This window comes from Novosphingobium sp. (genome assembly GCF_965229225.1).
In the GTDB taxonomy this organism is placed as follows: domain Bacteria; phylum Pseudomonadota; class Alphaproteobacteria; order Sphingomonadales; family Sphingomonadaceae; genus Novosphingobium.
This window is the reverse complement of record NZ_OZ245867.1, coordinates 3,471,885-3,498,266: the sequence shown is the minus strand read 5'-3', so window position 1 is coordinate 3,498,266 and position 26,382 is coordinate 3,471,885. Positions and strand designations below refer to the sequence as shown.

The window sequence follows — 26,382 nt, the reverse complement described above, 5'->3', positions numbered from 1 at the left end:
CGGGCCTTGGCTTTCCTTGCGCACCACCGCGCCGGAAGAAGAGCCTAGCCCCGTGTCAAGCACGGGGCGACGAAGCGTGAACGCATAGTTTGGGCGGCTAGAGCGCGCTCGGCACCCCATCGAGCAGCAGCGTCTTCACCTCCAGATAGGGCATCAACCCCTCGCGCCCGCCCTCACGCCCGATCCCCGATTGCTTGAACCCGCCATAAGGCAGCCCGAAATCCATCCGGAGGCCGTTCTGCCCAAACCCGCCCGTGCGCACGCGCCGCCCGATCCGGTACGCCGCATCCACATCATGTGTCAGCACCGAACCATTGAGGCCGAAGCGCGAATCGTTGGCGATGCGGATCATGTCCTCCTCGTCCTCCGCCGGGATCAGGCTGAGCACCGGGCCGAAGATCTCTTCCTGCGCGATCCGGCTATCATTGGGCACATTGGCGAACAGTGTCGGCTCGATGAAATAGCCCTGATTGAGGTGCGCGGGCCGCGCCCCGCCGCAGATCAGATCGGCCACTTTGCGGCCTTCCGCGATATACATCTCCACCCGGTCGCGCTGCCGCTTCATCGCCAGCGGCCCCAGCTGCGTGCGCGGGTCATCCGAATGGCCGATCACCACCTGCCGCATCTCTCCGGCAATCGCCTCCGCCAGCTCGTCATGCCGCGCGCGCAGCACGATCACGCGGCTCAGCATCGCGCAAACCTGCCCGCTCATCATCGTGATCGTGCCTGCCAGCATCTTCGCGGCGATCGGAATCGGGAAATCATCGCGCACCAGCGCGGCGGACTTACCGCCCAGTTCCAGCGTGCAGCGCGCGATCCGCTCTCCGCAGACCGATGCGATGCGCTGACCCGCCACGGTCGATCCGGTAAAGGTCACCTTGTCCACGCCGTGGTTGCAGACGAGGTGGTCGCTCGCCTCGCGGTGCCCGGTCACGAGGTTCACCACGCCCGCCGGCAGCCCTGCCGCCTCCGCCGCCTCGGCAATGATATAGGCCTCCAGCGGCGTTTCGGGCGAAGGCTTCATGATCACCGGGCATCCGGCGAGCAGCGCATAGGCCACCTTGTTCGCCATGATCCCGAACGGCCCGTTCCACGGCGCGATGGCCGCGACCACGCCCACCGGCTCATGCACGACAAAGCCCGCCGCCGCGCCCATGCTCGGCCGCTGCTCGACAAAGGCGAAGTCCTCCGCAATCGCGGCAATGCCTTCCAGCACCGCAACCGAACCCGCATGCATCGGCCCGGCAAAGCTGGCCAGTCCGCCCATCTGCGCCGTCCAGCACCGCGCCAGTTCATCCACCCGCGCGCGCAAGTGGCCCACCACGCGCCGGAACGCTGCGATCCGCTCCGCCGGCGCCATCATCGGCCAGGGCCCATGGTCGAACGCGGCCCGCGCCGCGCTCACCGCCGCGTCCATATCGGCCTCATCCGCCTCGGCCACGCGCGCCACGACCTGTTCGGTATCGGGCGAGATGAGCTCGATCAGCCGCCCGCTGCGTGCTGGCACCCACGCGCCGCCGATATAGAGCTTGTCGGGATGCGCGATGGCGACGCCCGCTGGCAGCATGATACTTTCTCCCCACGGCGCCTGCTCCGGCGCATTTGTCGATGAATCTACCATTTGTTATAATTGAGGCAAGAGCGACCCAAGAAAAAAGGGGCGACCATCGCTGGCCGCCCCTTCCCCTCATGATCGGGAATGCCGAGTGGATCAGAACTTCTTCTGAACCGTGAGCGCCCATTCGCGCGGACGGCCGACCTGGCTGTAGATCGTGCCGGTGAACGCCTGCACCGCCGCAAAGCGGTAGGGCGTGTAGTACTTGTCGAACAGGTTCTGCACTTCGAACGAGACCGAGAGATCCTCGCCCTTGTTGCGCCACGTCAGGCGCGCGTTGCCCAGCGTATAGGCCGCCGCATAATCGATCGGCGCCCCGCCCGCGATGCGGCCGATGTTGTTGCGGCCAAAGTAGCTGAGATCGAAGCGCGGCGTGATCGAGCCGGCCGAACCCAGCTCGGCGCGGTATTGCACGCCGAACGCCCACTTCCACTTCGGCGTCGCGATCGGATCGCTCAGCAGCACGGCATTGCCCACGCGCGGATCGATGCGCGACCATTCGCCGTCAAGGTAGCTGACCGAGCCGTCGAAGGAGAGGCCGTCGATCGGATTGGCCTGAACCTCAAGTTCGACACCCTTGATCTTGCCGTCGCCCGCGTTCTGGCGCGCACCGCACGGCGCGTTCGATCCCAGCGAGGCGCAGCTGATCAGCGGCAGCTGCACATCCTTGTAATCGTTGTAGAACGCGGAAACGTTCACGCGCAGGCGGCGGTCGAACAGGTCGGTCTTGAGGCCCACTTCATAGGCGGTAACGGTTTCCGGACCGAAGCTGCCGTTCAGCGCCTGCGGTGCGTCGAACGGACGCGCGGTCACACCGCCGCCCTTGAAGCCGGTGCCGACCGTGACATAGGCCAGAACCTGCGGGCTGAAGCGGTAGTCCGCCGAAACGCGCCAGTCGACCTTGTTGCCGTCAAACGTCGCCTTCACGCCATTGAGCGCGCCGAGGAAGTACGAGACCGAACCATCATAGTTCTGGCGCACGAAGGTATAGTCCTTGTGCTCCTCGGTGTAGCGCAGGCCGCCCGTCAGCGTCAGGCCCTCGATCGGCCGCGCGATCACCGTGCCGAACACCGCCTTGCTGTCTGCATTCACCGGATCGTTGCCGAGGAACTGGAAGTTCAGCCCCGGCGCGATGTAGCGGATGTCCTGCCGGGTGAAGTAGGTCGAGCGCTGGTCGGAATAGAACCCGCCCAGCGTGAAGTCGATCTTGTCCCCGATCTTGCCGTTGAAGCGCAGCTCCTGGCTGAAGAACCAGAACTTGAGGTCGTTGTACCCCTGCCCAACTACGTTGAGGTCGGGCGTGAAGTCGTCGTCGGTGCCCCACTTCTGGCGGTATTCGCGGTAGGCGGTGATCGACTGGACGTTGAAGTTGTCACCCAGCTTGAACGTGCCGTTGCCCGAAACACCCCAGCCGGTGAACTTCACGCGGTTGGGCATGTAGTACCCGTCCTTGACCTGGCCCCACGGCCCGGGGATCGAAAGCCCCGGCGGCGGCGTGTTGCCCTGCCCGTAGAAGTTGGCGAAGGTGCAGAAGCGGCCGCACAGATAGGTGCTGCTCACCCGCGCCGGGTTCACCGAAGTGACGACCTCGGCGGCATTGGTGCGGTTTTCGTAGGTGTAGTCACCCGCCACGATGTAATCGATGCTGTCGTTCGGGTTGTAGCGCAGCGAGCCGCGTATGCCCGCGTAATTGCGCTCGCCCAGCTTGTCGATCAGGCAGCCCTGCCCGCTGCTCGGCCGCGCGCCGATGCCCTGCGCGTTGTTGGGATAGACGCAGCCATAGTCGAGCTGGTCGACATAGCCTTCCTGCCGCTTGTAGACGCCCGAGATGCGGCCATAGAGCCCATCGGCCAGCTTGAAGTTGGCGCTGCCACGCAAGTCGACGCGCTGGCGGCTGCCATAGACCGCCTCCACCGTGCCCGTATTCTCGTCGGTCGGCTTCTTGGAAAAGAGCTTGATCGCGCCGCCGATCGAGTTGCGGCCCGTAAGCGTACCCTGCGGCCCGCGCAGCACTTCCACCCGGTCAAGGTCGAGCAGATCGAAGATGCCGCCGGTCAGCGTCGCATAGTAGACATCGTCGATGTACATGCCCACGCCCGGTTCATAGGCGGGGTTGAAATCGAACTGGCCGATGCCGCGGATCGAGGCGCCAAGCGAGGAGCCATAGGCACCGCCCTGCGCATTGAGCACCACGTTGGGCGCCTGCGCGGCGATCTGCGCAAGGTCTGTCTGGTTGCGCGAGGCGAGCAGGTTCGCATCGATCGCGGTGATCGAAAGCGGCGTATCCTGCAGCTTCTGCGAACGGAACTGCGCCGTGACGACGATTTCCTTGATGCTGCCGTTATCATCGGATGCCTGCGCGGCGTCCTGCGGCTGCGCCTGCGGCGCCTGCTGCGCCATTGCCGGAACAGCCAGCCCGCACGCGAGCGCAAGCGCGCTGCCAGCGGAAAATAGACGCAACGATAGCGTGGGTGTCTTCGCCATGGGTGATCCCCTCTCCTTGTGAAGCCCTCTGCGAGGCCGTTCTACCGTTTGTTAGTAAGGCATACTAATTTGACCTTTGCAAGTCCCTTGCGCCGCGTTGGAGACAGGTCTTTTTGCAGGGGGCAAGCTGTGCGCGCCGCCGGTCGTGCAGGTAGGTTTGCGCCCCCTCTTGCCGTCCCGCTCCAGCAACGCGATAAGCGCGCCATGGTTGCCATGCCCGCTCAGGATACTACCCCTGCCCGTCCCGATCTCGATCTGGGCGAAGATGCCGCACTCCTCGTCGATCTGCTAAAGCTCGGCACCTTCATCGCGCGGCCCATGCGCGAAGGAGTGGCGGAGCCGATGGGCCTCAGCCCCAACGATCTCAAGATCATCCTCGCACTCGGCGGCGAAGGCGAACTTGCCGGGCACGAACTGTCCGACATCATGGGCCTGCCACCGATGAACGTGAGCCGCGCGATCGCCGCCCTCACCGCGCGCGGACTGGTCGAACTGGCCCCCGACGCCACCAACCGCCGCCGCAAACCGGTGCGGCTGACGGCCGCGGGCATGGACCTGTTCCGCCAGACGATCCCCGCGATGGCCGAAGTCGGCGGGCACCTCTTCGCCGATTTCACCCCGAAGGAACGCGCGGTGTTCCATGCGGCAGCACAGGCGATCCTGGCGCGGATGACGGGGGCTGGTTAGGGGCTGGGCTTTGCTGCTGCGGCCATAGCTTCCAGCAAATCCCAAAACCTCCGTCGCTCCGTGCTTGAAACGGGGCTTGGCTGCCTTCCTGCGCCGCCAAGTGGCGCTTCACCGGCTGAATACCACTGGTCACAAAGGTCAAGCCAGCCGCCCTTCTCCATCGATACGTCATGCCAAACGCGAGGTTGCGAGAGAAGCCAAGCCCCGTGTCAAGCACGGGGCGACGGGGATTGTTTGAAAACCTCGCGCAAAAAACCACCGTCGCCCCGTGCTTGACACGGGGCTTGGCTACCTTTGGGCCTCGCCAACCGGCACATCCCCCGCCGGATACCACTGGTCCCAAAGGTCCAGCCAATCAGGATTGTCTGCCTCGATCAGCGCGAATTTCCATTCGCGGCGCCATTTCTTGACGAGCTTCTCGCGCGCAATGGCAGGTTCGATTTCCTCGTGTCGTTCAGCGTAGACCAGCCTTGTCTTGGCAAAGTCCTTTACGTGGATGGAGCCTTCACCCTCGCGATGCTGCCACACGCGCCGGATCAAATCGGACGTGACGCCAACGTATGTGCCGCCGCGATAGCGGTTCGCCATGATGTAGACCCAGCCGCCTTTTTCCATGGCGCATGTATTGCGGCAAAGGCGGAGAAAGAAAAGCCAAACCCCGTGTCAAGCACGGGGTGACGGGGGTTGTTTGAAAACCTTGCGCAAAAAAACCACCGTCGCCCCGTGCTCGACACGGGGCTTGGCTAACCTTCAGCCGCGCTCGCCCAATCCCCCTACTTATCCTTCAGCGCCGCAAACGCCTCCAGCCGAAACGCTTCCGCCAGCACCGGGTGCGCAAAGCTCATCGGCACTTCCTGTCGGTGCGGCCAGGTCGGGCGGTAGTTTTCCTCGGGCAAGATCACATCCGGGCCAAGCGGGTTTTCCGGATAGCACACCACGGCGGGCTGCAGGTGCGAGACGGTATGCGCCCAGCCGGTCTCGTAATCGCCCTGCCACTGCATCAGGTAATCGAGCCGCTTGATCTTCCACACGCCGTTTTCGCGCACGTAGTCGTTCTCGTAGATGCCCGATTCCCAGAACTGCTGCGGCACGTGTTCGGGCTTGTTGGCCAGCACCTCGTCGTGCCAACCGCCCGCGAGGATGCCCCGGAAGCGGCCCTTGGCGGTCTGCCGGTCGGGCGCGATGGTGATCACGTCCTGCAGCTGGAAATGGTCGAGCAGGAAGCCATGGATCGGCCCGCGCTTGCCATCCGTAAACATGTTCTGGAACCACGTGCCGTAGAGCCGCATCACGCCCGCATGGCCGCGATACTCGCCCGAAAGGAACACCACCGCGCCGTCCTCGGCAAACAGGCCGGCCACTTCCTCGGGGCGGTTGTAATCGATGTAATAGCCATAGGCCATTTGGAGGCGGCGGATCGCGTTGATGTCCTCCAGCTCGCCCACGCGGTTTTCCAGTGCGGCAAGACGCGCTTCCAGATCAGACATTTACCCAGCTCCCATCGATTCCCCATTTGCGGGAAATTGTAAGCAAGGCTAACTAATCGCGAAACGATTGGCAATCGCCTCTGCTGCGGCCATGCTGCGGCAAAGGGGAGAGAAGAATGGATTCGATACGCGAGCCGGCGGGAGAGCCGTCGTTGGCCGACATCCGCACCGTGATTGCGGCATCGGCTGCCGGTACGGCCTTCGAATGGTACGATTTCTACATCTACGGCACGCTTGCGCCGCTGTTCGGCAAGCTTTTCTTCCCCGGCTCCAGCCCCGCCGCAGGCTTCCTCCTCGCGCTCGCCACCTTCGGCATCGGCTTTGCCGCCCGCCCCTTTGGTGCAGCCATCTTCGGCACTTTCGGAGACCGCTTCGGCCGCAAGGTCACCTTCCTCGTCACCATCACCCTGATGGGCCTTGCCACCACCGCAATCGGCCTCCTCGGCACGTATGCGCAGTGGGGCATCGCCGCGCCGATCCTCCTGGTGGTGCTGCGGGCGCTGCAGGGCCTCGCGGTCGGCGGCGAATATGGCGGCGCGGTGATCTACGTCGCCGAACACGCGCCGCTCAGGAAGCGCGGGTTCTACACCGGCTGGATCCAGATCGGCGCCTCGGCAGGCTTCTCGCTCAGCCTCCTCGTCGTGCTCGCCACCGAAACGCTGGTGGGCGAGGAAGCGTGGATAGCCTGGGGCTGGCGCATTCCCTTCATTTCCAGCCTTGTGCTCCTCGCCGTCTCGGTGTGGATGCGCCTCAAGCTTTCCGAAAGCCCGGTTTTCAGCGCCATGCAGAAAGCGGGCGAACTTGCCCGCACGCCGCTGCGCGAAGCCTATGCCACGCCCAAGCAGCTGCGCCGCCTGTTTGCGGCCACGTTCGGCGGCGCGGTCGGCCAGTCGATCTGCGGCTACGTGGGCATGATCCAGTTGCTCAATTTCATGCAGGTCTCGGTTCACATGGACCCGGTGCTCACCCGCACGCTGCTCATCGGCGTTCTTGCGGTCCTGGCCTTCACGAATGTCCTCGCGGGCTGGCTTTCCGATTTCGTGGGGCGCAAGCCGGTGGTTCTGGCGGGCTATCTCATGATGCTCGTGGTGCTGTTCCCCGGCTTCCAGCTCATCGCCGATCAGGCCAATCCCGCCCTTGCCCGCGCCGCGAAGGAGCATCCTGTCGTCGTCTCCGGCGCAGACTGCACCTTCAATCCCTTCGCCCAGCACGGCCAGGCCAGCGCCTGCGGCAAAGTGCTCGATACCCTCACCCGCGCCGGCGTGCCCTATACCAAGCAGGATGCGCCTGCCGGGTCGGCGCCCGTCGTCACCGTGGGCGGCTCGCCTGCATCGCTGGATGCGCTCCAGCCCGCGCTCAAGGCAGCCGGCTACACCACGGAGCCGGTCACCCCGCCCGCCAGCAATCTCCTCATCATCGTCATCGCCATGGTCGTGGTCGGCCTGCCCGGCATCCTCACCTATGGCCCGATGGGCGCGTGGCTCACCGAGCAGTTCCCCGCCCGCACGCGCTATTCCTCGCTCGCCACGTCCTACAACTTCGGCGTCGGCATCTTCGCGGGCTTCATGCCCTTCATCGTGCAGGCCATCGTGGCCACCACCGGCAGCGTTATGGCGGGCTTCTGGTATCCCTTCATCATGGTCGTCATCGCCGCCGTCGTGGCGCTGTTCGGCCTGCCCGAAACGGCCGGCAAGCGCCTCAAGGAAAGCAGGAACGCATGAGCTTCGAAGGACAAGTCGCCTTCATCACCGGCGGCGTCACCGGCATCGGCCTCGGCGTCGCGCAGGCCTTCAGCGATGCGGGCCTGCGCCTCGCCATCAGCTACCGCAACGAAGACCACCGCGCCCAGACCGCTGCGTGGTTCGCCGCCAAGGGCCGCGAGCAGCCGCTCTTCATCAAGCTCGACGTCACCGACCGCGCCGCCTTCGCCGAAGCCGCGGCACAAGTGGAAGCCCATTTCGGCGCAGTCCACGTCCTCGTCAACAACGCCGGGGTCAGCGTGTTCGGCCCCACCGATGAGGCCAGCTACGCCGATTACGACTGGATCATGGGCGTCAACTTCGGCGGTGTGGTGAACGGTGTCGTCAGCTTCCTGCCCAAGCTCAAGGCCGCCGCCGGCCGCCGCCATGTCGTCAACGTCGCCAGCATGGCCGCCTTCCTCCCCGGCCCGCAGGCGGGCATCTACACCGCCAGCAAGTTTGCCGTGCGCGGCCTGACGGAATCGCTGCGCTACAATCTCGCCCCCCACGGCATCGGCTGCTCGCTCTGCTGCCCCGCGCTGACCCGCACCAATGCGTGGGATTCCGCATTGAAGCGCCCTGCGGAATTCGGAGACAGCGGCTTCGCCCCCGCGGACCGCGCCGAGCTCGAACAATTCGGCACCGCCTTCGAAGCCGGGATGGACCCGTACGAAGTCGGCACCAAGATCCTCGCCGGCATGGAGCGCGGCGACGGACTCATCCTCACCCACCCCGAATTTGCCGAGGACTTCCGCGAGATCTACGAAAAGAGCCTCGCCGCGCTGCCGCAGGAAGAAGCCCCGCCCGAAAGGCTTGCCATCGAGAACCTGCGCCGCGCCGCTAATGCCGCCGCAGCAGCCGGAACGGTCATCGGCCTCGGCGACCTGACTTGATCATCCCCATCCGTTCGTGTCGAGCGAAGTCGAGACACCACTCGCAGCGCCTGGTGTCTCGACTTCGCTCGACACGAACGGAACCTTGGGTAAGATTGCCGATGCGCGCGCCACCCCAGCGAAAGACCGATCCCATGTGTGACGAACTGACCGAAGCCGAAAATGCCCTCTGGCTCAGCCGCCGCCAGTTCAGTGCCGCCGGTGCCAGCGCTGCCGTGCTCGCCAGCCTGCCGGGCTGCGGCATGGCGCAGGAGGCTGCAGGCGTGAAAGGCCGCGCCGTTACCGTCACGACGCCCGATGGCAAAGTCGATGCATGGTTCTACACGCCCGAAACCGGCAAGCACCCCGCCGTGATCATGTGGCCCGATATCGCCGGCCTGCGCGAGGCCTACAAGACCATGGCCGCCCGCCTCGCCTCCGCCGGTTACGCCGTGCTGGTGGTCAATCACTACTACCGCGGCGCGGTCGCCCCGGTGCTCGATTCGCTCGTCGCATGGCGCACGCCGGAAGGGCAGGCCAAGCTCAAGCCGCTCATCGCCGGGATCACCCCCGCCGGCACGATGAGCGATGCCAAGGCCTTCGCGGCGTGGCTCGATAGCCAAGCCGAAGTCGATACCGCCAAGCGCATCGGCACCTGCGGCTATTGCATGGGCGGCCCCTACACCGTGCGCACCGCTGCCGCCGTGCCGGGCCGCATCGGCGCCGCTGCCTCGTTCCACGGCGCGGGCCTGGTCGGCGAAGGGTCGGACAGCCCGGTCAACTTGCTTGCAAAGACCAAGGCCGGCTTCCTCATCGCCATCGCCCAGAACGACGATGCCAGTGCGCCCGGCGACAAGACCGCGCTCGCCGCCGCCGCCAAGGCTGCCGGCCGCCCCGCCGAGATCGAGGTCTACCCCGCCCAGCACGGCTGGTGCACCATCGACGCGCCGATCTACGACAAGCCGCAGGCCGAAAAAGCGTGGAGCCGCATGCTCGCACTCTACGCGGCCAATCTCTGAGGTGCGATAGCGGCATCCAAGCCACACTTTGTGGTACTTTTGGGTCTTGTCGGGTCCATGCCTCTTCCAATTTCAGTAAAAAAGCCTAACCTCAGTTAGCATTCCATGGCCGCACAACGGGTGCGGAGTGGATAGGACAGGACCCGTCCGCCCATGCGCCTGTGGAAGTTGTCCTACACCAGCATCGCCGTGGCCACGCATGAGGCGGCGATGCGGCAAGTCCGGGAAATCTGCGCCCTCTCCGGCGATCGCAATGCGCGGATCGGCGTGTCCAGCGTGCTCACGCTGCACAAGGGGAAGTTCGCCCAGGTGCTCGAAGGCCCGGAGGATGCGGTGCGCGCGGTGCTGCGCCGGATCAAGGGCGATCCGCGCCACCACAGCCTCACCCTCGTCGCCGATGCCCCGCTCGTCGCGCGCCGCTACACTGGCCTCGCGATGGCCTACCGCGATCCCAAGACGTTCCTCGCCGAACAGATCGACGACATCCTCCAGCAGACCGCCGACGTCGTGCGCGCCATGAAGGCGACCTGGCACTAGGCTTTGCTGCGCGGTGCAATCACGGCGAAGAGCACGAAACACACCGCAATCCCGGCCAAAGTCGCCAGCACATCCTGCCAATCGAACACGAGATTGCGGCTGAGCATCTGCACGGCTTCCCAGCCCAGCAGCCCTCCGCCGCTGATCGCCGCGCTCACCCTGAAACGCAGGCGCTCCCCCCGGCCATCCGCGCCGGGTCGCTGTTCTGCCCACGCCCCCAGCAGTACGAAAGTGATCGCAATCGCCGCCGCGAAATTCGGCCCCACGCCGATCAGGTAGGTCAGCACCGCGCCGTGCTGCAGATGCTCCTGCCGCGCCCACTGCACCAGCGTCAGCAGCGCCAGACCGCCCAGCCCCGCCAGCCCATACCGTGTCGACTGCTTCATCGGCTCCGTCCTTCCGAAGCCGCAAACTAGCAGAGGATCACACGCTGCGCAGCATCTCCGCGTTGTCCTCGATCATCTGCCGCACTGAGCGCGCCTTGCGCCCGGTCAGCCGCTCGACATCATCGGTGCAGACTTCGAGGAACCCCTCGCGGATGGCCTGCCCGAAGGTCACCATATCGTCGCTGTTCCACGGGATGCCCGCCACGCTCTGGTCATCGACCGGGCGGCGCGGAATGCCCATGGCATCGAACATGGCGTATTGCTCGTCGTCGGTGGTCGCAACATAGGCCACGGGGCGCCCCGTCACCTCCGCCATGATCGCCGCCACTTCGCGGAAGGTCTGAAGCTCCGGCCCGGTGATGTTGTAGACCTGGCCCTCATGTCCCTCGCCCAGCAGCACCGCTGCGGCAGCGGCGATGCAGTCCTCGCGCCAGACCATCGCCTCCAGCCCCTCGCCCGCATTGCTCACCCATTGGCCGCTCTGCATCACTTGCGGGCCAGCCATCAGGATCATCGCATCGGCATAGTGCGCATCGCGCAGCATGGTCCACGCCATGCCAGAGGCGTGGATCAGCCGTTCGGTCTCGATATGATCGTGGCGCACTTCGGCCGGGTTCGCCGGATCATCGATGCCGATGAAGCTGGTATAGGCGATGTGCTTCACGCCCGCCGCCGCTGCCGCATCGATCGCCGCCTTGTGCTGCACCACCCGCGCGCCGACCCGCGTGCCGGAGATGAGCAGCATCTTTTCCGCGCCCTGCACCGCCTCGGCCAGCGTTTCGGGCTTGTCGAAATCGCCATAGCGCACGGTGCAGCCCTGGCTCACGCGGTCCGCCAGCTTGGCGGGCGAGCGTGTGATCAGGATCAGGTCCGCCGCGCGCCCCGCCGCGATCAGCCGGTCGGTCAGCCCCCGGCCATAATTGCCCGAAGCGCCGGTGATGACGATACGGCTCATGCAGCAGCATCCAGTTCGGCCTGCGGCACCCACCAGCCATGCACTTGCGGGCGCAGGCGCAGCGGAATTGCCACCTTGGCGACCGGGCCAGCCGCGATGTTGCCAGCGTCGATCACCCAGGCCTCATGCACGAATGCATTGTCGCCGATCTGCTGGTCCAAGATCGTCACCAGCCAACCTTCATGCGCTGGATCGGCGGCAGGCACATGCACCGGCTCGTTGAACCCGGCCATCGGGGGCAAGGCCAGCGCCTGCGGTGGGCGTTTTTGCGCCTGCGGCGAGCTGGCCCGCATGTCCAGCCGCAGCAGCAGGTTGAACATCGCGCCCACCGGCCCACCCAGCAAGGGCGGCCCCTGAAGCTCGGGGTTCATCGTCAGCATCCAGCCATGCGTATAGGGCCGCCCCTGCCGCGCCGCCGGGATCACCGGGAAATCGCCCGGAGGTCCGATGATGGTCGCCGTCACATCACCGCCCTCCGCCTTGGGATCGACTGTCCACCGCGTCAGCGCGCCCTGCACTTCCCACGGCTGCAAGTGGATGCCCGAAGGCTCGCGGATGAAGGCAAAGGCATTGGTCGAATTGAGGCAAGCATCGAAGTGGAGCAGGCCAGCCTCGTCCTCCCAGGCATTCATCATGTGGTAGGAATGGACGCCCTTCGGCCCCTTGAACCAGCGGATCTCGGAAACGTCGCCATAGCGCGGCATCACGCCCAGCCATGAATCCAGCTCCGGCTCATGATGCCAGTGCTCGCCCCCCGCCTTGAGGCGCTCGAGGTCCGCCGTGGTCGGGTAGATCGGAAACAGCGCGTAGTTCTCGCTGATCGTGAAATCATGCATCATCGCGCAGTAGGGCGCATCGAACCACTGCTCGCTCTTCAGCGTGCCGTCCGGCCCCACCACGCAATAGGAAACCTTCGTCGAAGCCAGCCCATCGGCCTCATAGCCATAGAAGAACAGTTCCTTCGTCGCGGGATCGATCCGCACATGCGCGGTCATCGTCTCCGATTTCAGCGCCCCGCCGAAGTCATACGAGCCCAGCGTTTCGAGCGTCACGGGATCGACGCGGTAGGGTCGCCCATCCTCCTTCGCCATCAGCATGCGGCCCGCGTGCCAGACGGGCGTGGTGTTCGCCACCGTGCGGTCAACACCCGCTACATCGGCATCATCGGTAAACGGGTTGCGATACTTGCCGAAGCGCGCATGCCCCGCCTCCTTCTCCGCCAGATAGCGCGCAGTCTCGACAAAGCGGATGGCGAAGTCCGCCGTGCCATCGGCATTGAACGAAAGCCGGCTCACCATCCCGTCGCCCGAAAGCGTGTGATCATTCTCGAACTTGGGCGGGAACGCAGGATCCGGCACCGCGCGGTAAAAGCTGCCGCGCACTTCGGGCGGCAGCGTGCCTTCAACCGTCAGCCCGGTCAGGCTGGCTTCCTGCCCTACGGGTTCATTGAGCCCGGCGAAGTACATTGTCTGCGGAAACGCACCCATAAGCCCCATCCCATCCTATCATTTGTTACGATAGGTGTAGCGCAGAAGCAGAGGATTTCAACCGATTCCGCAAAAGGAAAGGGCCGCCCCACCGAAGCGGAGCGGCCCCTTGCCTTGTTCAGGAAAGCGCGCGGATCAGAACGTGCGCTTGACCGTCAGCGCCCAGGTGCGCGGCAGGCCGGGGTTGGCCGTGATCGCGCCCAGCGAGCTCTTCACGTCTTCGATCGTGTTGTAATAGTACTTGTTGAACACGTTCTGCACTTCGCCCGAAACCTGCCAGGCCTTGTCCGGGCTGGTGTAGGTCAGCCTGGCGTTGCCCAGGAAGCGGCCGTCGACGAGGTTGTCGGCGCCATTGAAGGCCTCGGTGAAGATCGACGACTGGTAGGTGCCGTCGAAACGAAGGCTGATCATGCCGGCCTTGAGCGCGTAATCATACTGCGCGCCAAAGCTCCAGTTCCACTTCGGGGTATAGGGCGTGACGTTGGTCAGCGGCACATTGGTCGTGCCGGTGTCCTTGTACTTGAAGTGCAGGTAGCTGATCGAGCCATCCAGCGTGAAGCCCTCGACCGGACGGATCGTGGTTTCGGCCTCAAGACCCCAGACATTCGCCTTGCCGACGTTGGCGGGCATCAGACACGGCGAGAATCCGTGGCAGCGCGTCAGCGTCAGGATGATGTTGTCATACTTGTTGTAGAAGGCCGATGCGTTGAAGCGCAGCTTGCGATCGAACAGGTCGGTCTTGATGCCGGCTTCATAGGTCCGCAACGTTTCCGGCTGGAACGAAGTGATCTGGTTGCACGGCGCGCCGAACGGCAGCACGTTGCAATCACCCGCCGAAGGCCCGAAGAACGGGCGCGGATTCACGCCGCCACCCTTGTAGCCCGTCGCCACCGACGCATAGGCGAAGACTTCCGGGCTAAACCGGTAGTCCGTCTCCACGCGCCAGTCGGTGCGCTGTCCCTTGAACTGGCCGGTGACGTTATAGAGGCCGATCAGGAGGCAGTTGGGCGAATTGCCGACACCGGTCGGGCCCGCCGTGGGCGCGCCGAGGAAGAATTCGCACGGCAGCGGCCCGGGCACCGTACCGTCCGGGTTCGAACGGAAGTAGGTGTAGTCCTTCTTGTCCCACGTGTGGCGGATGCCGCCCGTGATGCCCCACGCGTCGGTGATGTGGAACGTGCCGTTGAAGAACAGCGCCTTCGAGGTCGAAGGCGTGCTGTCCGGCCCGTGGATGAAGTCGATACCCGCATAGTTCAGGTCGACGCGCGCGTTGTACGTGCCGTTCTGGTCGAAGTAGAACCCGCCCAGCGTGTACTCGATGCGCTTGTCCATGAAGCTGCCGTTGAGGCGCACTTCCTGGCTCCACGCGCGGTGGCGCAGGATATTGTCGAGCTGCGCGACCGGCACGGGCGAGCCGTCCTGATCGAAGCCGAAGCTCATCTTGTAGCGGCGGAACGAGGAGATCCACACCGCGCTGAGGTTTTCTGCCAGCTTCGCCGTCACGTTTCCGGTCACGCCCCAACCATCGTAGTTCTGGGCATTGTTCGCGGAATAGGGCTTGAACGGCGCCTGGCTCGTCGGCGTGCGCGCATCGAGGAAGTTGGCGTAGTTGATGAAGCGCGGATCATAGCCCGCCGGGGTGGCCGATCCGCTCTGCTGGAAGCGCGTGCTGTAGGGAACGAAGGCGTTGCTCAGCGGCACAGCGTTGCCGTCCTTGCCCTTCAGCCAAGGGATACCTTCGGGCGTCGTTGCCGGGCTGCCGCCATAGAGCAGCACTTGCGCACCGGCATCGTTGCGCTCGCGGGTGTAATCGCCCGCAATGTTCACTTCGATATCGGGCGAGGCTTCCCAGCGCAGCGCCAGGCGCCCGGCCGAGAACGAACGTCCGCCCAGCGTGCCGCGCTCGATGCCATTGCCCGAATTGGTGTTGGCCGGCACGTTCGAATTGGGGTGCGAAAGGCCATAATCGAGCAGCTTCACATAGCCGTCGGTGTTCTTGGTCGCCCCGGAAAGCCGCGCGGAAAGGTGATCGGTGATCTTGAAGTCCGCCACGCCGCGCACGTCGATGCGGTTGTAGGCGCCATACGTCGCCTGCAGATAGCCGCCACCTTCACCGTTGGGCTTCTTGGAGAACAGCTTGATCGCGCCGCCGATCGAGTTGCGGCCAGCCAGCGTGCCCTGCGGCCCGCGCAGCACTTCGACGCGCTCCAGATCCATCAGATCGAGCAGCGAGCTCGACAGCGTCGGGATATAGACGTCGTCGACATAGATGCCGACGCCCGGTTCAAGCGCGTAGTTGAAGTCGGTCTGGCCGATGCCGCGAATGAACGCGATCAGGCCGATACCACCGCTCTGCGGCTGCGCACGCAGCGTCACGTTCGGTGCCTGTGCGGCGATCTGCGAAATGTCGGTCTGCCCGCGCGCTTCCAGCACGGCCGCGTTGACTGCGGTGATCGCCAGCGGCGTATCCTGCAGCTTCTGCGCGCGGAACTGCGCGGTAACGACGATTTCCTGCGAAGCAGCGTTGTTGGCAGCGGACTCTTCTGCCGCCTGCGGTGCAGCGGTCTGCTGCGCGAAGGCCGGCACGGAGACTACTGCAGCGGTAATGCCGAGAAGACGCGCAACGCGCCTCGCGGCCGACAATCTGGCCATGGTCACCCTCCCTTTGTTGACGATCTACTCGTTCAATCAGGTATGAGTCATAACAATTCTGACAGCGGAAGCAATCTCCGGCCTGTCTAAAATGTATGTTTCACGCACAAACTGTTGCCTCAGCGCCACCACCACGCCGTTGCACGCATCTCGATGCTCACTCGCGGCGGCGCGTCGGCGGGGCAGCCGGGTAGATCGAAGGCCACGTGCGGCACATGGATGGCCCGCGCCGGATCGCTGTCGTGGGTCTTGAACAGGATCGCCTCGTCCGCGTTCAGATCGAGGAAGGCATGCCAGCGATGCGCGGCATTGTGCGCCACCACCAGCCCCTCGAACGACCATTCCGGCTTGCCCGGCTCGTCAAACACCGCATCCGCCGCGATCAGATCGTCCGCTGCCAGCGAGCGCGCATCGCACAGCGCCAGCGGCACATCCTGCGGCGCGGGCGAAAGCGCGCGCCATACGTTGTAGTGCGCGCAGCGGGCAAAGGGCCGCCCGCCCGCACCCGCCTGCGCAAACCGCGCCGCCGTCACAGCGGAAATGTCGATATGCGCAAAGCGCGCCGGCATCGAATTGTTGAGACTGCCGGCGAGGCCAGACCGCTCCGAGAACCGCAGCAGCCCCGGCGCGCCGACATGGACATGGTCCGCGCCGGTCTCGGCCTGCACCAGTTCCTCGATCTCGCGCATGTGGACCCGCGCCACTTCCTCGCGGTCCCGGAAATCGTGCACCGCGCTCCGGTGCGAAACGATCTGGAAGCCCTCCCGGTCGATCCCCGTCCCGGCGCTGCGACCATCCAGCACCGGCATCAGGACCGGCGCGATCTCCACCTCATCGCGCTCATGCGCATTGGCGTAGTAGCGCGGGCGGGCAAACGTGCGTCCCGAATAGGCAATCCAAGCCTCCACCCGCGCCTCCTCTTATGCGTTGAGCTGCTGCTCCAGCTCGCCCAGCACGCGGTAGCAATCGAGCACCTTGCCGACCGACGAATTGGGCTCGCGCCCTTCGCGGATCGCGGCAATGAACTCGCGGTCCTGCAGCTCGATCCCGTTCATCGAAACGTCGACCTTGCTCACGTCGATCGGCTCTTCCTTGCCGTTCACCAGATCGTCGTACCGCGCGATGTAGGTGCCGGTATCGCCGATATAGCGGAAGAACGTGCCCAGCGGCCCGTCATTGTTGAACGAGAGCGACAATGTGCAGATCGCGCCCGTCTCGCTCAGCAGCTGGATCGACATGTCCATCGCGATGCCAAGTTCGGGATGCAGCGGCCCCTGCAGCGCATTGGCCTTCACGATCTTGCCCGCCTGATAGGCAAACAGGTCCACCGTGTGCGCCGCGTGGTGCCACAGCAGGTGATCGGTCCAGGAACGCGCCTCACCCTTGGCGTTGATGTTGCGGCGGCGGAAGAAGTAGGTCTGCACATCCATTTGCTGGATGTTGAATTCGCCCGCCGTGATCTTGTTATGCACGTACTGGTGCGAGGGATTGAAGCGCCGGGTGTGGCCGACCATGCAGGTAAGGCCGGTTTCCTGCGCCTTGGCCAGCACCGCCTCGCTGTCCGCCCAGCTGTCCGCCAGCGGAATCTCCACCTGCACGTGCTTGCCCGCGGTCATGCAGGCAATCGCCTGAGAGGCATGCATCTGCGTCGGCGTGCACAGGATCACCGCGTCCACGTCATCGCGCGCCAGCGCATCGTCCAGCTCGGTCGAGGAATGCTTGGCGCCATACTTGGCCGCCACCGCCGCCGCCTGTTCGGCCGTGCGGCTGATGATCGAGACGATTTCCACGCCCTCGATCTTCTTAAGGCCATCAAGGTGCTTCTCACCAAAAGCGCCGGCACCAGCGAGTGCTATTCTCATCATACCCTCACAAAATGGGGACAGTCCCTATTTTCCGGAAAGGCCCAAATGGCAATCAAACTTCTGTTTTAACATACAAAAAAGGGGACAGTCCCCATTTATTCGGGAGCCGGCTCCAGCACGATATGTCCGATAGCCGTGTTGCTGCACGGAATGTGGTAGTGGCGGTGCAAGGTCTTCACCTTCTTTCCCAGCGCGCCGCGCATGATCAGCCACATCACCATCTCGATGCCCTCGCTGCCGGTCTCGCGCAGGTATTCGATATGCGGGATCCAGCGCGCTGCGTCGCTGTCGCTCTCCAGCATATCAAGGAACTTGTTGTCCCACTCGCGGTTGAGCAAGCCTGCACGCGGCCCCTGCAGCTGGTGGCTCATCCCGCCCGTGCCCCAGATCTGCACGTTGAGATCCTCGGGAAAGCTCGCCACGGCGCGGGCAATTGCCTCGCCAAGCGCCCAGCAGCGATTGCCCGAAGGCACCGGATAGGTCACGACATTGACCGCCACCGGCACAACCTTGCACGGCCATTTCTCCGGCGTGCCGAACATCATCGAAAGCGGCACGGTCAGCCCGTGGTCCACGTCCATCTCGTTGATGATCGTCATGTCGAAATCATCGAGGATCAGGCTCTGCGCGATATGCCAGGCGAGATCAGCATGGCCCTCCACATCGGGCACCTTGCGCGGGCCCCAGCCCTCGTCTGCCGATTTGTAATGCTCACCGCAGCCGATCGCGAAAGTCGGCACGATCTTCATGTCGAAGGCGCTCGCGTGGTCATTATAGACGAGGATCACAACGTCCGGCTTCTCGGCCTTCTCCCACTCGCGGGTCCAGTCGTACCCGGCAAAGATCGGGCCGAAATAGTCGTCCCGTGTCTTGCCCTGATCCACCGCCACGCCCAGCAGCGGCACGTGGCTCGAACCCACGCCAGCAGTCAAACGCGCCATCTCAGTAGCCTCCTTTAATGGAGCGATTGCCAATGGGGGAACGCCCGCCCTTCAGCATCATGTCCCGATATTCCGGGAACGTCATGTCGGTCATCGTGCTCACCGCTTCGGCAAAGCTGAGGCCATCGGTCGAGAACAGCTTCGAGAGGAAATAGACATTGCCGCCCAGATCGAGCAGCGTGTTGTAATCCCGCTTCAGCAGCGCTTCCTTGGCTTCCTCGGAAATCGGCCATTCATCCAGATAAGCGCGCTCGTCCGCCTTGAACCGCTCGCGGTTGTCGCCCTTCATCAGGCTCATCGCGAACTGGTTGATGTGATACCCCTTGCGTGCCCGCGCGGCGGTATAAACGCGGGTGCCGGGGATATCCTCCAGCTCCGCCAGATAGGCATGAATGTCCGCAGCGGGTTTGGCAGCTTCAGTCACTTGCCCATCTCCTTGAGCTTGGCATCGAGGCGCGGATAGACGCGCCGGGCATTGCCCTCGAAAATCGCGTGGCGCGCCTCGTCCGTGATCGGCAGCGCATCGACATAGCGCTTGGTGTCATCGAAATAGTGCCCCGTCGTCGGATCGATCCCGCGCACCGCGCCCACCATCTCGCTGCCGAACAGGATGTTCTTGGTCTCGATCACTTCGGCCAGCAGGTTCACCCCCGGCTGGTGATAGACGCAGGTATCGAAGAACACGTTGTTCATCAGGTGGCCCGAAAGATCGGGCTTCTTGAGCATGTCCGCCAGCCCGCGATAGCGCCCCCAGTGATAGGGCACCGCGCCGCCGCCATGCGGGATGATGAAGCGCAGCGTCGGAAACTTGGCAAACAGATCGCCTTCCAGCAGCTGCATGAACGCGATGGTATCCGCCGCAATGTAATAGGCCCCCGTCGCGTGCATCGCCGGATTGCACGATCCCGAAACGTGGATCATCGCGGGCACGTCCAGCTCGACCATCTTCTCGTAGAGCGGGAACCAGTAGGGATCGGTCAGCGGCGGATGCTTGAAGTGCCCGCCGCCGGGATCGGGATTGAGATTGCAGCCGATGAAGCCAAGCTCGGTCACGCAGCGCTCCAGCTCGGCAATCGAGCTGGTCAGGTCCGCCTCGGGCGATTGCGGCAGCATGCACACGCCCGCAAACGTCTCGGGGTAAAGCCCCACCACCCGCGCGATCAGATCGTTGCAGGCCCGCGCCCACGGCACCGCGACAGACTGGTCGCCCACATGCGGTGCCATTGCGCTGGCACGCGGCGAAAAGATCGTCATGTCCGCGCCGCGTTCCTTGATCAGGCGCAACTGGTTCGCCTCGATCGTCTCGCGGATCTCGTCGTCCGAAATGTCGGGGTACGGCGGCGCGGCTTCGCCCGCCTTGAACGCCGCCTTCTGCGCCTCGCGCCACTCGTCGTGCGCCTTGGGCAGCACGGTGTAATGGCCATGGCAGTCGATGATCATCGTCATTGCGCGGCTTCTCTCTTTTCCGAAAACAAGTCGGCCTTTCCGGCCATCTCACGCTGGCGGCGCACGGTGCCGCTGGTCATCACCGGCTCCACGCCGAGCCCGATCAGCGTCTTGGCGCTCTCTTCCATCTCGGCCGCACGCCGCGCCCCATGCGTCGTCATGCGCTCCAGATTATAGGCCGCCCGGTTCGCCCAGCCCTGCGCCTTCTCGCTCGCATCAAGCGAAGCAAGCACTTCGTCGGTCACGCCCGCCGCATCCGCCGCCAGCATCATCTCTGCCGTCAGCGCCTCGATCCCCTTGACCATCACCGAACGGATCATCTTGATCGCCGAGGCCCGGCCCACTTCACTGCCCACCACGCGCACATGGGCAAAACCAACCGCGCGCAGAGCTTCGGCAGCCTCGTCCGCCGCGCCGCCCGCCACCAGCAGCGGCACATTCATCCGCGCGGGGTTCACCGGGGCCAGCACCGCCACATCCACATAGCGCCCGCCTGCCGCTTCCACCGCGCGCGCCGCCGCGCGCTTGGTATCGGGCGCCACAGAGTTCATGTCACACCACAAGGCGCCCGGCTTCAGCAGCGCGGCATAGTCCTTCGCCGCCGCCAGCGCCGCATCGGCCGTGACGAGCGAGAGCACCAGATCAGCATCGGAAAGGGCGCATTTGGCGGTCGCACAGACCAACACGCCCGCCGCTTCCATCGCGCTGCGCCGCGCGGGCAGCACGTCGTAGGCCGCTGCCCCGGCTTCCCAGCCCGCTGCCTCGGCAAAGGTCGATCCGGCCTCACCATAGCCGATCAGGGCGATTGTGCTCTCCATGCGCGCCCTCCTGCGGCGCGCGGGCGGGCCAAACAAATGCAATTCTTGGCGATCCTATAAGATTATGCGAAACCTCCACCTGCGACTGCACGCAGCAGATCGACGAAGGCTGCCTGCGGCGCGGTGGGCCGCCAGTCCTCGCGCGTGGTAATTCCGATCCGGCGCAGCACCGGCGCGGGCGTTGGCAAAGTCGCCAGCACCCCCGCCTCCAGTTCCACCGCCAACTGCGCGGGACTCAGCAGTGTCAACGCATCCGATCCCAGCAGCAATTGTCGCACCGTCAATACCGATCCGCACTCGATCTCAACGGGCGGCGGCTCGGCCCCGGCGCTGCGCATCATCGCCTCCCAGTACTGGCGCAGCGGCGTATCGCGCGCGGGCAGCACCCACGGGAAGTCGGCCAACCTCTGCCCCATCGGCTGCGCCTCGCCCAGCAAGGGATGGCCCGCGCGCATGACAAGTTGTGGCCGGTCCTCGAATACCGGCTCCTGCCGCAGATCCTCCAGCAAACCCGCCTCGCGCAGTGCGCCCAGCATCAGATCGATCTCGCCATCGCGCAGCGGCCCCGCCAGCTCTGCGTGGCTTCCTTCCACCACCGCGATTCCCACCCCCGGATGCGCTGCATGAAACCGCAGGATCGTCTCCGGCAGCCAGCGCGCGCGGCTGAGCGGCATCGCCCCCACCACGATCCGCCCCGCCGCCTTGCCTTGCCACGCCGCCACTTCGGCAAGCCCGCTGCGCAGTTCCGCCATCGCCAGGCCAAACCCGCGCGCGCGCCGCTCACCTTGCGGGGTCAGCAGAATGGAACGCCCGCGCTTGTCTACCAGCCGCTGCCCCAGCGCCACGGCCAGATCGGCCACCGCGCGGTGCAGCGATGCCGCCGATAGCCCCGTCGCCTCCGCCGCCCCAGCATAGGAACCGCTGCGCGCCAGGGCCAGAAATGCCCGCACTTGCGTCCCCGTCACCCTTGGCGAACCGATCTGCGCAATCGCCGCTTCCGCGCGCGGCGCCAGCAGCCGCGCGGGCTCCGTCGGCGTCATCCCGCCCGAACCGCGCTCGAACAAAGCGCAGCCCAGCTCCGCCTCCAGCCGCGCGATGGCCTGCGTGAGCGCTGGCTGTGTCAGGTTCACCGCCCGCGCCGCGCGCGTCACGCTGCCATGCCGGACTGTCGCGGCAAAGGCGGCATAGTGCCGGATATTGTAGGCCGGTTCAGTCACCACACTCCCTTAGCATTTCCTTATGCCCTGCGCCAAACATTGCATTGGCCCCGCGCGCGGACCGGGCCGAAGGAAGCCCGAACCATTTCAGCGGGAGCCAGCGCATGTCCGGTATCGTCGTCCAGCACATCGAACGCGCCGATCCGGCGGTGATCGACGGCCTCGCCGCCTGCGGTGTCGCCACCGTCCACGAAGCGCAGGGCCGCACCGGCCTCCTCGCCAGCTACATGCGGCCCATCTATCGCGGCGCGCGCATCGCCGGCAGCGCCGTCACGATCAGTTCGCCCCCGGGTGACAACTGGATGGTCCATGTCGCCATCGAACAGCTTCAGGCCGGCGATATCATGCTGCTCGCCCCCACCAGCCCGTGCGAAGATGGCTACTTCGGCGACCTCCTCGCCACCTCGGCCATCGCACGCGGCTGCCGCGGCCTCATCATCGACGCCGGCGTGCGCGATGTGCGTGATCTCACCGAAATGAACTTCCCCGTCTGGTCCAAGGCGATCTATGCGCAGGGCACGGTCAAGAACACGCTCGGCAGCGTCAACGTCCCCGTCGTCTGCGCGAACGCGCTGGTGAACCCCGGCGATGTGATCGTGGCGGATGACGACGGCGTCTGCATTGTCCCCCGCGCCAACGCCGAAGCCGTGCTCAAAGCCGCGCAGGCCCGCGAAGCCAACGAGGGCGAAAAACGCGAAAAGCTCGCCGCCGGCATCCTCGGCCTCGACATGTACAAGATGCGCGAACGCCTTGAAAAGGAAGGCCTCAAGTATGTCTGAAACCGGCATACGCTGCATGTGGATGCGCGGCGGCACGTCCAAGGGCGGCTACTTCCTCAAGGACGACCTGCCGCAAGACACCGCGACCCGCGATGCCTTCCTCCTCGCGATGATGGGCAGCCCCGATCCCGTCCAGATCGACGGCATGGGCGGCGCCGATCCGCTCACCAGCAAAGTCGCGGTCGTCTCGAAATCCACCCGCGAAGGCATCGACGTCGACTACCTCTTCCTGCAGGTCTTCGTCGACAAAGCCATCGTCACCGATGCGCAAAACTGCGGCAATATCCTCGCCGGGATCGGCCCCTTTGCCATCGAACGCGGCCTCGTCGCGGCCACCGGCGATGAAACCCGCGTCGCCATCTACATGGAAAACACCGGGCAAGTCGCCGTCGCCACCGTCTGCACGCCCGGCGGCCCAAATGGTCGTCTGGTCACCTACAACGGCGACGCCAAAATCGACGGCGTCCCCGGCAGCCACGCACCGGTCCCGCTCGAATTCCGCGATACCGCCGGTTCCTCCTGCGGCGCGCTGCTCCCCACTGGCAACGCGGTCGACGTGATCAATGGCGTCCCCGTCACCCTCATCGACAACGGCATGCCCTGCGTCGTGATGAAGGCGGAAGATGTCGGCATAACCGGCTACGAAGATCGCGACTGGCTCGACAACGCCGCAGACCTCAAGGCGAAAATCGAAGCCATCCGCCTCATCGTCGGCCCCATGATGAACCTCGGCGATGTCACCGCCAAGTCCGTCCCCAAGATGATGCTCGTCGCCCCGCCCCGGCACGGCGGCGCGGTCACCGTGCGCAGTTTCATCCCCCACCGCGCCCACGCCACCATCGGCGTCCTCGGCGCGGTCAGCGTGGCGACCGCGTGCCTCATCCCCGGCTCCCCCGCCGCCGAAGTGGCGCAAATCCCCGAAGGCGCGCGCAAGCTCCTCTCGGTCGAGCACCCCACTGGCGAAATGAGCTGCGTCCTCGAAACCGATGAGACCGGCGCCGTCCGCACCGCCGCCCTCCTGCGCACCGCGCGCAAGTTGATGGATGGAATTGTTTACGGCTGATGCCGCGCAAGCATGCTTCGACAAGCTCAGCACGAGCGGGGTTGAAGCAAAACCAGAACAACATCCGCTCGTCCTGAGCCTGTCGAAGGACCACATCGCGACGGAAGGAATACAATGACCAACCGCATCACCAGCTGGCACGCAAGCCCCAGCAAGCCGCGCTACACCCCGCCCCCCGGCGCGGTCGATGCGCATTGCCACGTCTTTGGCCCGATGGCTGAGTTCCCCTTCAGCGCGAAGGCCAAGTACCTCCCCGAAGACGCCGGGCCAGACATGCTGTTCGCCCTGCGCGATCACCTCGGTTTCGAGAGGAACGTGATCGTCCAGGCCAGCTGCCACGGCACGGACAACGCCGCCACGCTCGATGCCATCGCGAAGTCCAATGGCCGCGCAAGAGGCGTCGCCGTCGTCGATCCCGCCATCTCGGAAGCCGAGCTTCACGCCCTCCACGCAGGCGGCATTCGCGGCATCCGCTTCAATTTCCTCAAGCGCCTCGTCGATGATGCTCCGAAGGACAAGTTCCTCGAAGTCGCCCGGCGCCTGCCCGCAGGCTGGCACGTGGTGATCTATTTCGAGGCCGATATCCTCGAGGAACTGCGCCCCTTCATGGACGCGATCCGGGTCCCCCTCGTCATCGACCACATGGGCCGCCCCGATGTGCGCCAGGGCCCGGATGGCGCAGACATGAAGGCCTTCCGCGCCTTTCTGAACAGCCGCGAGGATATCTGGTTCAAGGCCACCTGCCCGGACCGTTTGGACGCCATCAAGGAAGGCGGCGCGGGCGATCCGTGGGATGCCTTCGCGCAGGCGGTCGCCCCGCTCGTGGCAGACTATCCCGACCGCTGCCTCTGGGGCACCGATTGGCCGCATCCCAACATGGACACCGAGATCCCGGACGACGGCCACCTTGTCGACATGATCCCGCGCATCGCGCCCACCGAGGAATTGCAGCGCAAGCTCCTCATCGACAACCCGATGCGGCTCTACTGGGCGGACTGAACGGCAAGGCGATAGCCCACCGCCGGCTCGTTGAGGATCACCTGATCGCCCAGCTTCCTGCGCAGCGCGCTCACCGCGACGCGCAGGTAATCGACATGGTCCTCATGTGCCGGCCCCCACACCGCGCGCAGCAGGTAGCGGTGCGTCAGCACACGCCCGGCATTGCGCGCCAGCTCGGCCAGGACCGCGAATTCCTTGGGTGTCAGATGCACCGCCTCGCCGCCCAGCGTCACTGTCCGCCGGTAGAGATCGATGGCAACCTCGCCAACAACCACCGGGTCCTGATTCTGCGCCAGATCGAGATCGGCCAGATTGTCGATGAAGCCGGTGAGCCGTGCAGTCTCTCCCGCAATCTCGTGCAGCACCTCGCTATCCGCCTCGCCCGCGCGCTGCAGCTTGCGCAGGCCCGCAGCGATCCCGTGCAGGCGCGGCCGGATATCGCTCCCGATCGAACCGAGCAGCGCCGAGCGCAGGTCATCGCGTTCGCGCAGCACCACATTCTCGCGCCCCACGCTTTCCAGCCGCGCCCGCTCCAGCGCCAGCGCCACCTGATCGAGCAGGTTCCCCAGCAGCGATAGCGCCTCCCCTTCCACCGGCGGCATGCCATCGCTGCGCGCAAGGCCCGCTGCGGCCAAAGTATCGTCCGCCGCGCGCACCGGATGGAACTGCCAGTCGGTCAGGCTGCCGCCGGCAATGTGCCGACCGGTCGGCGCGCCGCTACCCAAGGCCTGCTCGGCCACGGCGAGGTCCGCTTCGGTCAGCCGGTCCGCTCCCGCCAGCAGCCGCGCCTCTGGCCGCCCCGCCACCACGCAGACATGGCAATCGAGGATCCGCGCCAGTTCGCCCGCCGTCACCGCGGCAATCGCGGCCTCGTCGGCGCAGGAAAGCAGCCGCCGCGCGAACCCGGCAATCGTGGCGTTGCGGCTCGCGTGGAAGGCCGCAAGCTCGCCCTGCACTCGTAGCGAGGTCACCAGATGGCTAGTCACCAGCCCCACCATCAGCAGCATGGCCACCGTCAACAGATCGCCCGGATCGTGGATCAGCAGGGTATAGGTCGGCGCGGTGAAGAAGAAATTGTAGGCCAGCGTCGCCGCCACCGCCGCCATCAGGGCTTGCCAGCGCCCGGCAAAGGCGGCCGCTGCAAGCACCGGCGGAAGGTAGAGCAGCACGACCGGTGCCCGCCCCCAGTAGGCCACCATCGCAAGCCCGATGCCCGTGACGAGCACGAACATCGCGAGCAGCACACCCAGCCCCAGCCAGGACAGGCGGGGCCCCGGGCGCGGCGCGGCAACGCGTTGGATGGCCAGCGGGCTCATCGCGCCATACTACGCGCG

24 protein-coding genes are annotated in these 26,382 nt (G+C 65.3%); 8 read left to right on the top strand and 16 right to left on the bottom strand.

Annotated elements, in window-relative coordinates; translation table 11 throughout:
* Positions 1–97: 97 nt before the first annotated feature.
* On the bottom strand, positions 98–1,567 hold the full coding sequence (locus ACO06X_RS16445) for an aldehyde dehydrogenase (RefSeq protein WP_421837283.1): 1,470 nt from the start codon (positions 1,565–1,567) through the stop codon (positions 98–100).
* Positions 1,568–1,711: 144 nt separating this feature from the next.
* Positions 1,712–4,099: a TonB-dependent receptor gene (locus tag ACO06X_RS16440; protein ID WP_421837282.1), complete on the bottom strand. Its 2,388-nt coding sequence runs from the start codon at positions 4,097–4,099 to the stop codon at positions 1,712–1,714.
* Positions 4,100–4,303: 204 nt separating this feature from the next.
* Between ACO06X_RS16440 and ACO06X_RS16435 the strand changes: the two genes are divergently transcribed.
* Positions 4,304–4,786: a MarR family winged helix-turn-helix transcriptional regulator gene (locus tag ACO06X_RS16435; RefSeq protein ID WP_421837281.1), complete on the top strand. Its 483-nt coding sequence runs from the start codon at positions 4,304–4,306 to the stop codon at positions 4,784–4,786.
* 288 nt (positions 4,787–5,074) lie between these two features.
* Here the strand turns inward: ACO06X_RS16435 and ACO06X_RS16430 are convergent, their stop codons facing one another.
* Together ACO06X_RS16430 and ACO06X_RS16425 are read right to left on the bottom strand one after the other, a co-directional pair.
* On the bottom strand, positions 5,075–5,401 hold the full coding sequence (locus ACO06X_RS16430) for a GIY-YIG nuclease family protein (RefSeq protein WP_421837280.1): 327 nt from the start codon (positions 5,399–5,401) through the stop codon (positions 5,075–5,077).
* Positions 5,402–5,559: 158 nt separating this feature from the next.
* Entirely contained in the window at positions 5,560–6,273 is a 714-nt protein-coding gene (locus ACO06X_RS16425; protein ID WP_298164766.1) for a nuclear transport factor 2 family protein, read from the bottom strand.
* 116 nt (positions 6,274–6,389) lie between these two features.
* On the opposite strand from ACO06X_RS16425, the gene ACO06X_RS16420 reads away from it, so the two are divergent.
* The 4 genes from ACO06X_RS16420 to ACO06X_RS16405 all read left to right on the top strand — a co-directional run bounded on the left by ACO06X_RS16420 (position 6,390) and on the right by ACO06X_RS16405 (position 10,440).
* Positions 6,390–7,994, top strand: coding sequence for an MFS transporter (locus ACO06X_RS16420; RefSeq protein ID WP_421837279.1), 1,605 nt, complete (start codon positions 6,390–6,392; stop codon positions 7,992–7,994).
* Entirely contained in the window at positions 7,991–8,905 is a 915-nt protein-coding gene (locus ACO06X_RS16415) for an SDR family NAD(P)-dependent oxidoreductase (RefSeq protein ID WP_421837278.1), read from the top strand. The genes ACO06X_RS16420 and ACO06X_RS16415 overlap by 4 nt, the downstream gene beginning before the upstream one ends.
* Before the next feature lie 134 nt (positions 8,906–9,039).
* Positions 9,040–9,903 (top strand): dienelactone hydrolase family protein, encoded by an 864-nt coding sequence (locus ACO06X_RS16410; protein ID WP_421837277.1) that lies wholly within the window; start codon positions 9,040–9,042, stop codon positions 9,901–9,903.
* A 153-nt stretch (positions 9,904–10,056) separates the two neighbouring features.
* Positions 10,057–10,440, top strand: coding sequence for a BLUF domain-containing protein (locus ACO06X_RS16405; RefSeq protein WP_421837276.1), 384 nt, complete (start codon positions 10,057–10,059; stop codon positions 10,438–10,440).
* Here ACO06X_RS16405 and ACO06X_RS16400 read toward each other — a convergent pair.
* The 11 genes from ACO06X_RS16400 to ACO06X_RS16350 all read right to left on the bottom strand — a co-directional run bounded on the left by ACO06X_RS16400 (position 10,437) and on the right by ACO06X_RS16350 (position 22,207).
* The gene (locus ACO06X_RS16400) at positions 10,437–10,826 is read right to left on the bottom strand and encodes a hypothetical protein (RefSeq protein ID WP_421837275.1); all 390 of its coding nucleotides are present in this window, start codon (positions 10,824–10,826) and stop codon (positions 10,437–10,439) included. The two genes, ACO06X_RS16405 and ACO06X_RS16400, sit on opposite strands and share 4 nt — an antisense overlap.
* A 37-nt stretch (positions 10,827–10,863) precedes the next feature.
* On the bottom strand, positions 10,864–11,781 hold the full coding sequence (locus ACO06X_RS16395) for an SDR family oxidoreductase (protein ID WP_421837274.1): 918 nt from the start codon (positions 11,779–11,781) through the stop codon (positions 10,864–10,866).
* Positions 11,778–13,268, bottom strand: coding sequence for a carotenoid oxygenase family protein (locus ACO06X_RS16390; RefSeq protein WP_421837273.1), 1,491 nt, complete (start codon positions 13,266–13,268; stop codon positions 11,778–11,780). Before ACO06X_RS16390 ends, ACO06X_RS16395 begins: the two co-directional genes overlap by 4 nt.
* Positions 13,269–13,403: 135 nt before the next feature.
* A complete protein-coding gene (locus ACO06X_RS16385) occupies positions 13,404–15,920 on the bottom strand; it encodes a TonB-dependent receptor (RefSeq protein ID WP_421837272.1) in 2,517 nt (838 codons plus the stop codon).
* 119 nt (positions 15,921–16,039) lie between these two features.
* Positions 16,040–16,828 (bottom strand): CmcJ/NvfI family oxidoreductase, encoded by a 789-nt coding sequence (locus tag ACO06X_RS16380; protein ID WP_421837271.1) that lies wholly within the window; start codon positions 16,826–16,828, stop codon positions 16,040–16,042.
* Between the two features lie 12 nt (positions 16,829–16,840).
* Positions 16,841–17,782: a Gfo/Idh/MocA family oxidoreductase gene (locus ACO06X_RS16375; RefSeq protein ID WP_421837270.1), complete on the bottom strand. Its 942-nt coding sequence runs from the start codon at positions 17,780–17,782 to the stop codon at positions 16,841–16,843.
* A gap of 98 nt (positions 17,783–17,880) precedes the next feature.
* Positions 17,881–18,726 carry a class III extradiol dioxygenase subunit beta gene (locus ACO06X_RS16370; protein WP_421837269.1) on the bottom strand — a complete coding sequence of 282 codons (846 nt, stop codon included), beginning with the start codon at positions 18,724–18,726 and terminating at the stop codon, positions 17,881–17,883.
* A 1-nt stretch (position 18,727) separates the two neighbouring features.
* The gene (gene ligA / locus ACO06X_RS16365; protein WP_298164788.1) at positions 18,728–19,150 is read right to left on the bottom strand and encodes a protocatechuate 4,5-dioxygenase subunit alpha; all 423 of its coding nucleotides are present in this window, start codon (positions 19,148–19,150) and stop codon (positions 18,728–18,730) included.
* Positions 19,147–20,172, bottom strand: coding sequence for an amidohydrolase family protein (locus tag ACO06X_RS16360; protein ID WP_421837268.1), 1,026 nt, complete (start codon positions 20,170–20,172; stop codon positions 19,147–19,149). The genes ligA and ACO06X_RS16360 overlap by 4 nt, the downstream gene beginning before the upstream one ends.
* Complete coding sequence (locus ACO06X_RS16355) at positions 20,169–20,990, bottom strand: DUF1932 domain-containing protein (protein ID WP_421837267.1); 822 nt, start codon at positions 20,988–20,990, stop codon at positions 20,169–20,171. Before ACO06X_RS16355 ends, ACO06X_RS16360 begins: the two co-directional genes overlap by 4 nt.
* A 62-nt stretch (positions 20,991–21,052) precedes the next feature.
* Positions 21,053–22,207 carry a LysR family transcriptional regulator gene (locus ACO06X_RS16350; RefSeq protein WP_421837266.1) on the bottom strand — a complete coding sequence of 385 codons (1,155 nt, stop codon included), beginning with the start codon at positions 22,205–22,207 and terminating at the stop codon, positions 21,053–21,055.
* 104 nt (positions 22,208–22,311) lie between these two features.
* Between ACO06X_RS16350 and ligK the strand changes: the two genes are divergently transcribed.
* The 3 genes from ligK to ACO06X_RS16335 all read left to right on the top strand — a co-directional run bounded on the left by ligK (position 22,312) and on the right by ACO06X_RS16335 (position 25,048).
* Positions 22,312–22,986, top strand: a complete 675-nt coding sequence (gene ligK / locus ACO06X_RS16345; protein ID WP_421837265.1) for a 4-carboxy-4-hydroxy-2-oxoadipate aldolase/oxaloacetate decarboxylase — start codon at positions 22,312–22,314, stop codon at positions 22,984–22,986.
* Positions 22,979–24,049, top strand: a complete 1,071-nt coding sequence (locus tag ACO06X_RS16340; protein WP_421837264.1) for a 4-oxalomesaconate tautomerase — start codon at positions 22,979–22,981, stop codon at positions 24,047–24,049. Before ligK ends, ACO06X_RS16340 begins: the two co-directional genes overlap by 8 nt.
* 114 nt (positions 24,050–24,163) lie before the next feature.
* Positions 24,164–25,048: an amidohydrolase family protein gene (locus tag ACO06X_RS16335; RefSeq protein WP_421837263.1), complete on the top strand. Its 885-nt coding sequence runs from the start codon at positions 24,164–24,166 to the stop codon at positions 25,046–25,048.
* On the opposite strand, the gene ACO06X_RS16330 is transcribed toward ACO06X_RS16335, so the two are convergent.
* Positions 25,033–26,364 (bottom strand): DUF4118 domain-containing protein, encoded by a 1,332-nt coding sequence (locus tag ACO06X_RS16330; protein WP_421837262.1) that lies wholly within the window; start codon positions 26,362–26,364, stop codon positions 25,033–25,035. The genes ACO06X_RS16335 and ACO06X_RS16330 overlap by 16 nt on opposite strands.
* Between the last annotated feature and the right edge of the window lie 18 nt (positions 26,365–26,382).

Coding starts and splice junctions, on each gene's coding strand:
- ACO06X_RS16445 (WP_421837283.1), bottom strand. CDS start 1,567: ATGCTGCCAGCGGGCGTCGCCATCGCGCATCCCGACAAGCTCTATATC.
- ACO06X_RS16440 (WP_421837282.1), bottom strand. CDS start 4,099: ATGGCGAAGACACCCACGCTATCGTTGCGTCTATTTTCCGCTGGCAGC.
- ACO06X_RS16435 (WP_421837281.1), top strand. CDS start 4,304: ATGGTTGCCATGCCCGCTCAGGATACTACCCCTGCCCGTCCCGATCTC.
- ACO06X_RS16430 (WP_421837280.1), bottom strand. CDS start 5,401: ATGGAAAAAGGCGGCTGGGTCTACATCATGGCGAACCGCTATCGCGGC.
- ACO06X_RS16425 (WP_298164766.1), bottom strand. CDS start 6,273: ATGTCTGATCTGGAAGCGCGTCTTGCCGCACTGGAAAACCGCGTGGGC.
- ACO06X_RS16420 (WP_421837279.1), top strand. CDS start 6,390: ATGGATTCGATACGCGAGCCGGCGGGAGAGCCGTCGTTGGCCGACATC.
- ACO06X_RS16415 (WP_421837278.1), top strand. CDS start 7,991: ATGAGCTTCGAAGGACAAGTCGCCTTCATCACCGGCGGCGTCACCGGC.
- ACO06X_RS16410 (WP_421837277.1), top strand. CDS start 9,040: ATGTGTGACGAACTGACCGAAGCCGAAAATGCCCTCTGGCTCAGCCGC.
- ACO06X_RS16405 (WP_421837276.1), top strand. CDS start 10,057: ATGCGCCTGTGGAAGTTGTCCTACACCAGCATCGCCGTGGCCACGCAT.
- ACO06X_RS16400 (WP_421837275.1), bottom strand. CDS start 10,826: ATGAAGCAGTCGACACGGTATGGGCTGGCGGGGCTGGGCGGTCTGGCG.
- ACO06X_RS16395 (WP_421837274.1), bottom strand. CDS start 11,781: ATGAGCCGTATCGTCATCACCGGCGCTTCGGGCAATTATGGCCGGGGG.
- ACO06X_RS16390 (WP_421837273.1), bottom strand. CDS start 13,268: ATGGGTGCGTTTCCGCAGACAATGTACTTCGCCGGGCTCAATGAACCC.
- ACO06X_RS16385 (WP_421837272.1), bottom strand. CDS start 15,920: ATGGCCAGATTGTCGGCCGCGAGGCGCGTTGCGCGTCTTCTCGGCATT.
- ACO06X_RS16375 (WP_421837270.1), bottom strand. CDS start 17,782: ATGAGAATAGCACTCGCTGGTGCCGGCGCTTTTGGTGAGAAGCACCTT.
- ACO06X_RS16370 (WP_421837269.1), bottom strand. CDS start 18,726: ATGGCGCGTTTGACTGCTGGCGTGGGTTCGAGCCACGTGCCGCTGCTG.
- ACO06X_RS16360 (WP_421837268.1), bottom strand. CDS start 20,172: ATGACGATGATCATCGACTGCCATGGCCATTACACCGTGCTGCCCAAG.
- ACO06X_RS16355 (WP_421837267.1), bottom strand. CDS start 20,990: ATGGAGAGCACAATCGCCCTGATCGGCTATGGTGAGGCCGGATCGACC.
- ligK (WP_421837265.1), top strand. CDS start 22,312: ATGTCCGGTATCGTCGTCCAGCACATCGAACGCGCCGATCCGGCGGTG.
- ACO06X_RS16340 (WP_421837264.1), top strand. CDS start 22,979: ATGTCTGAAACCGGCATACGCTGCATGTGGATGCGCGGCGGCACGTCC.
- ACO06X_RS16335 (WP_421837263.1), top strand. CDS start 24,164: ATGACCAACCGCATCACCAGCTGGCACGCAAGCCCCAGCAAGCCGCGC.
- ACO06X_RS16330 (WP_421837262.1), bottom strand. CDS start 26,364: ATGAGCCCGCTGGCCATCCAACGCGTTGCCGCGCCGCGCCCGGGGCCC.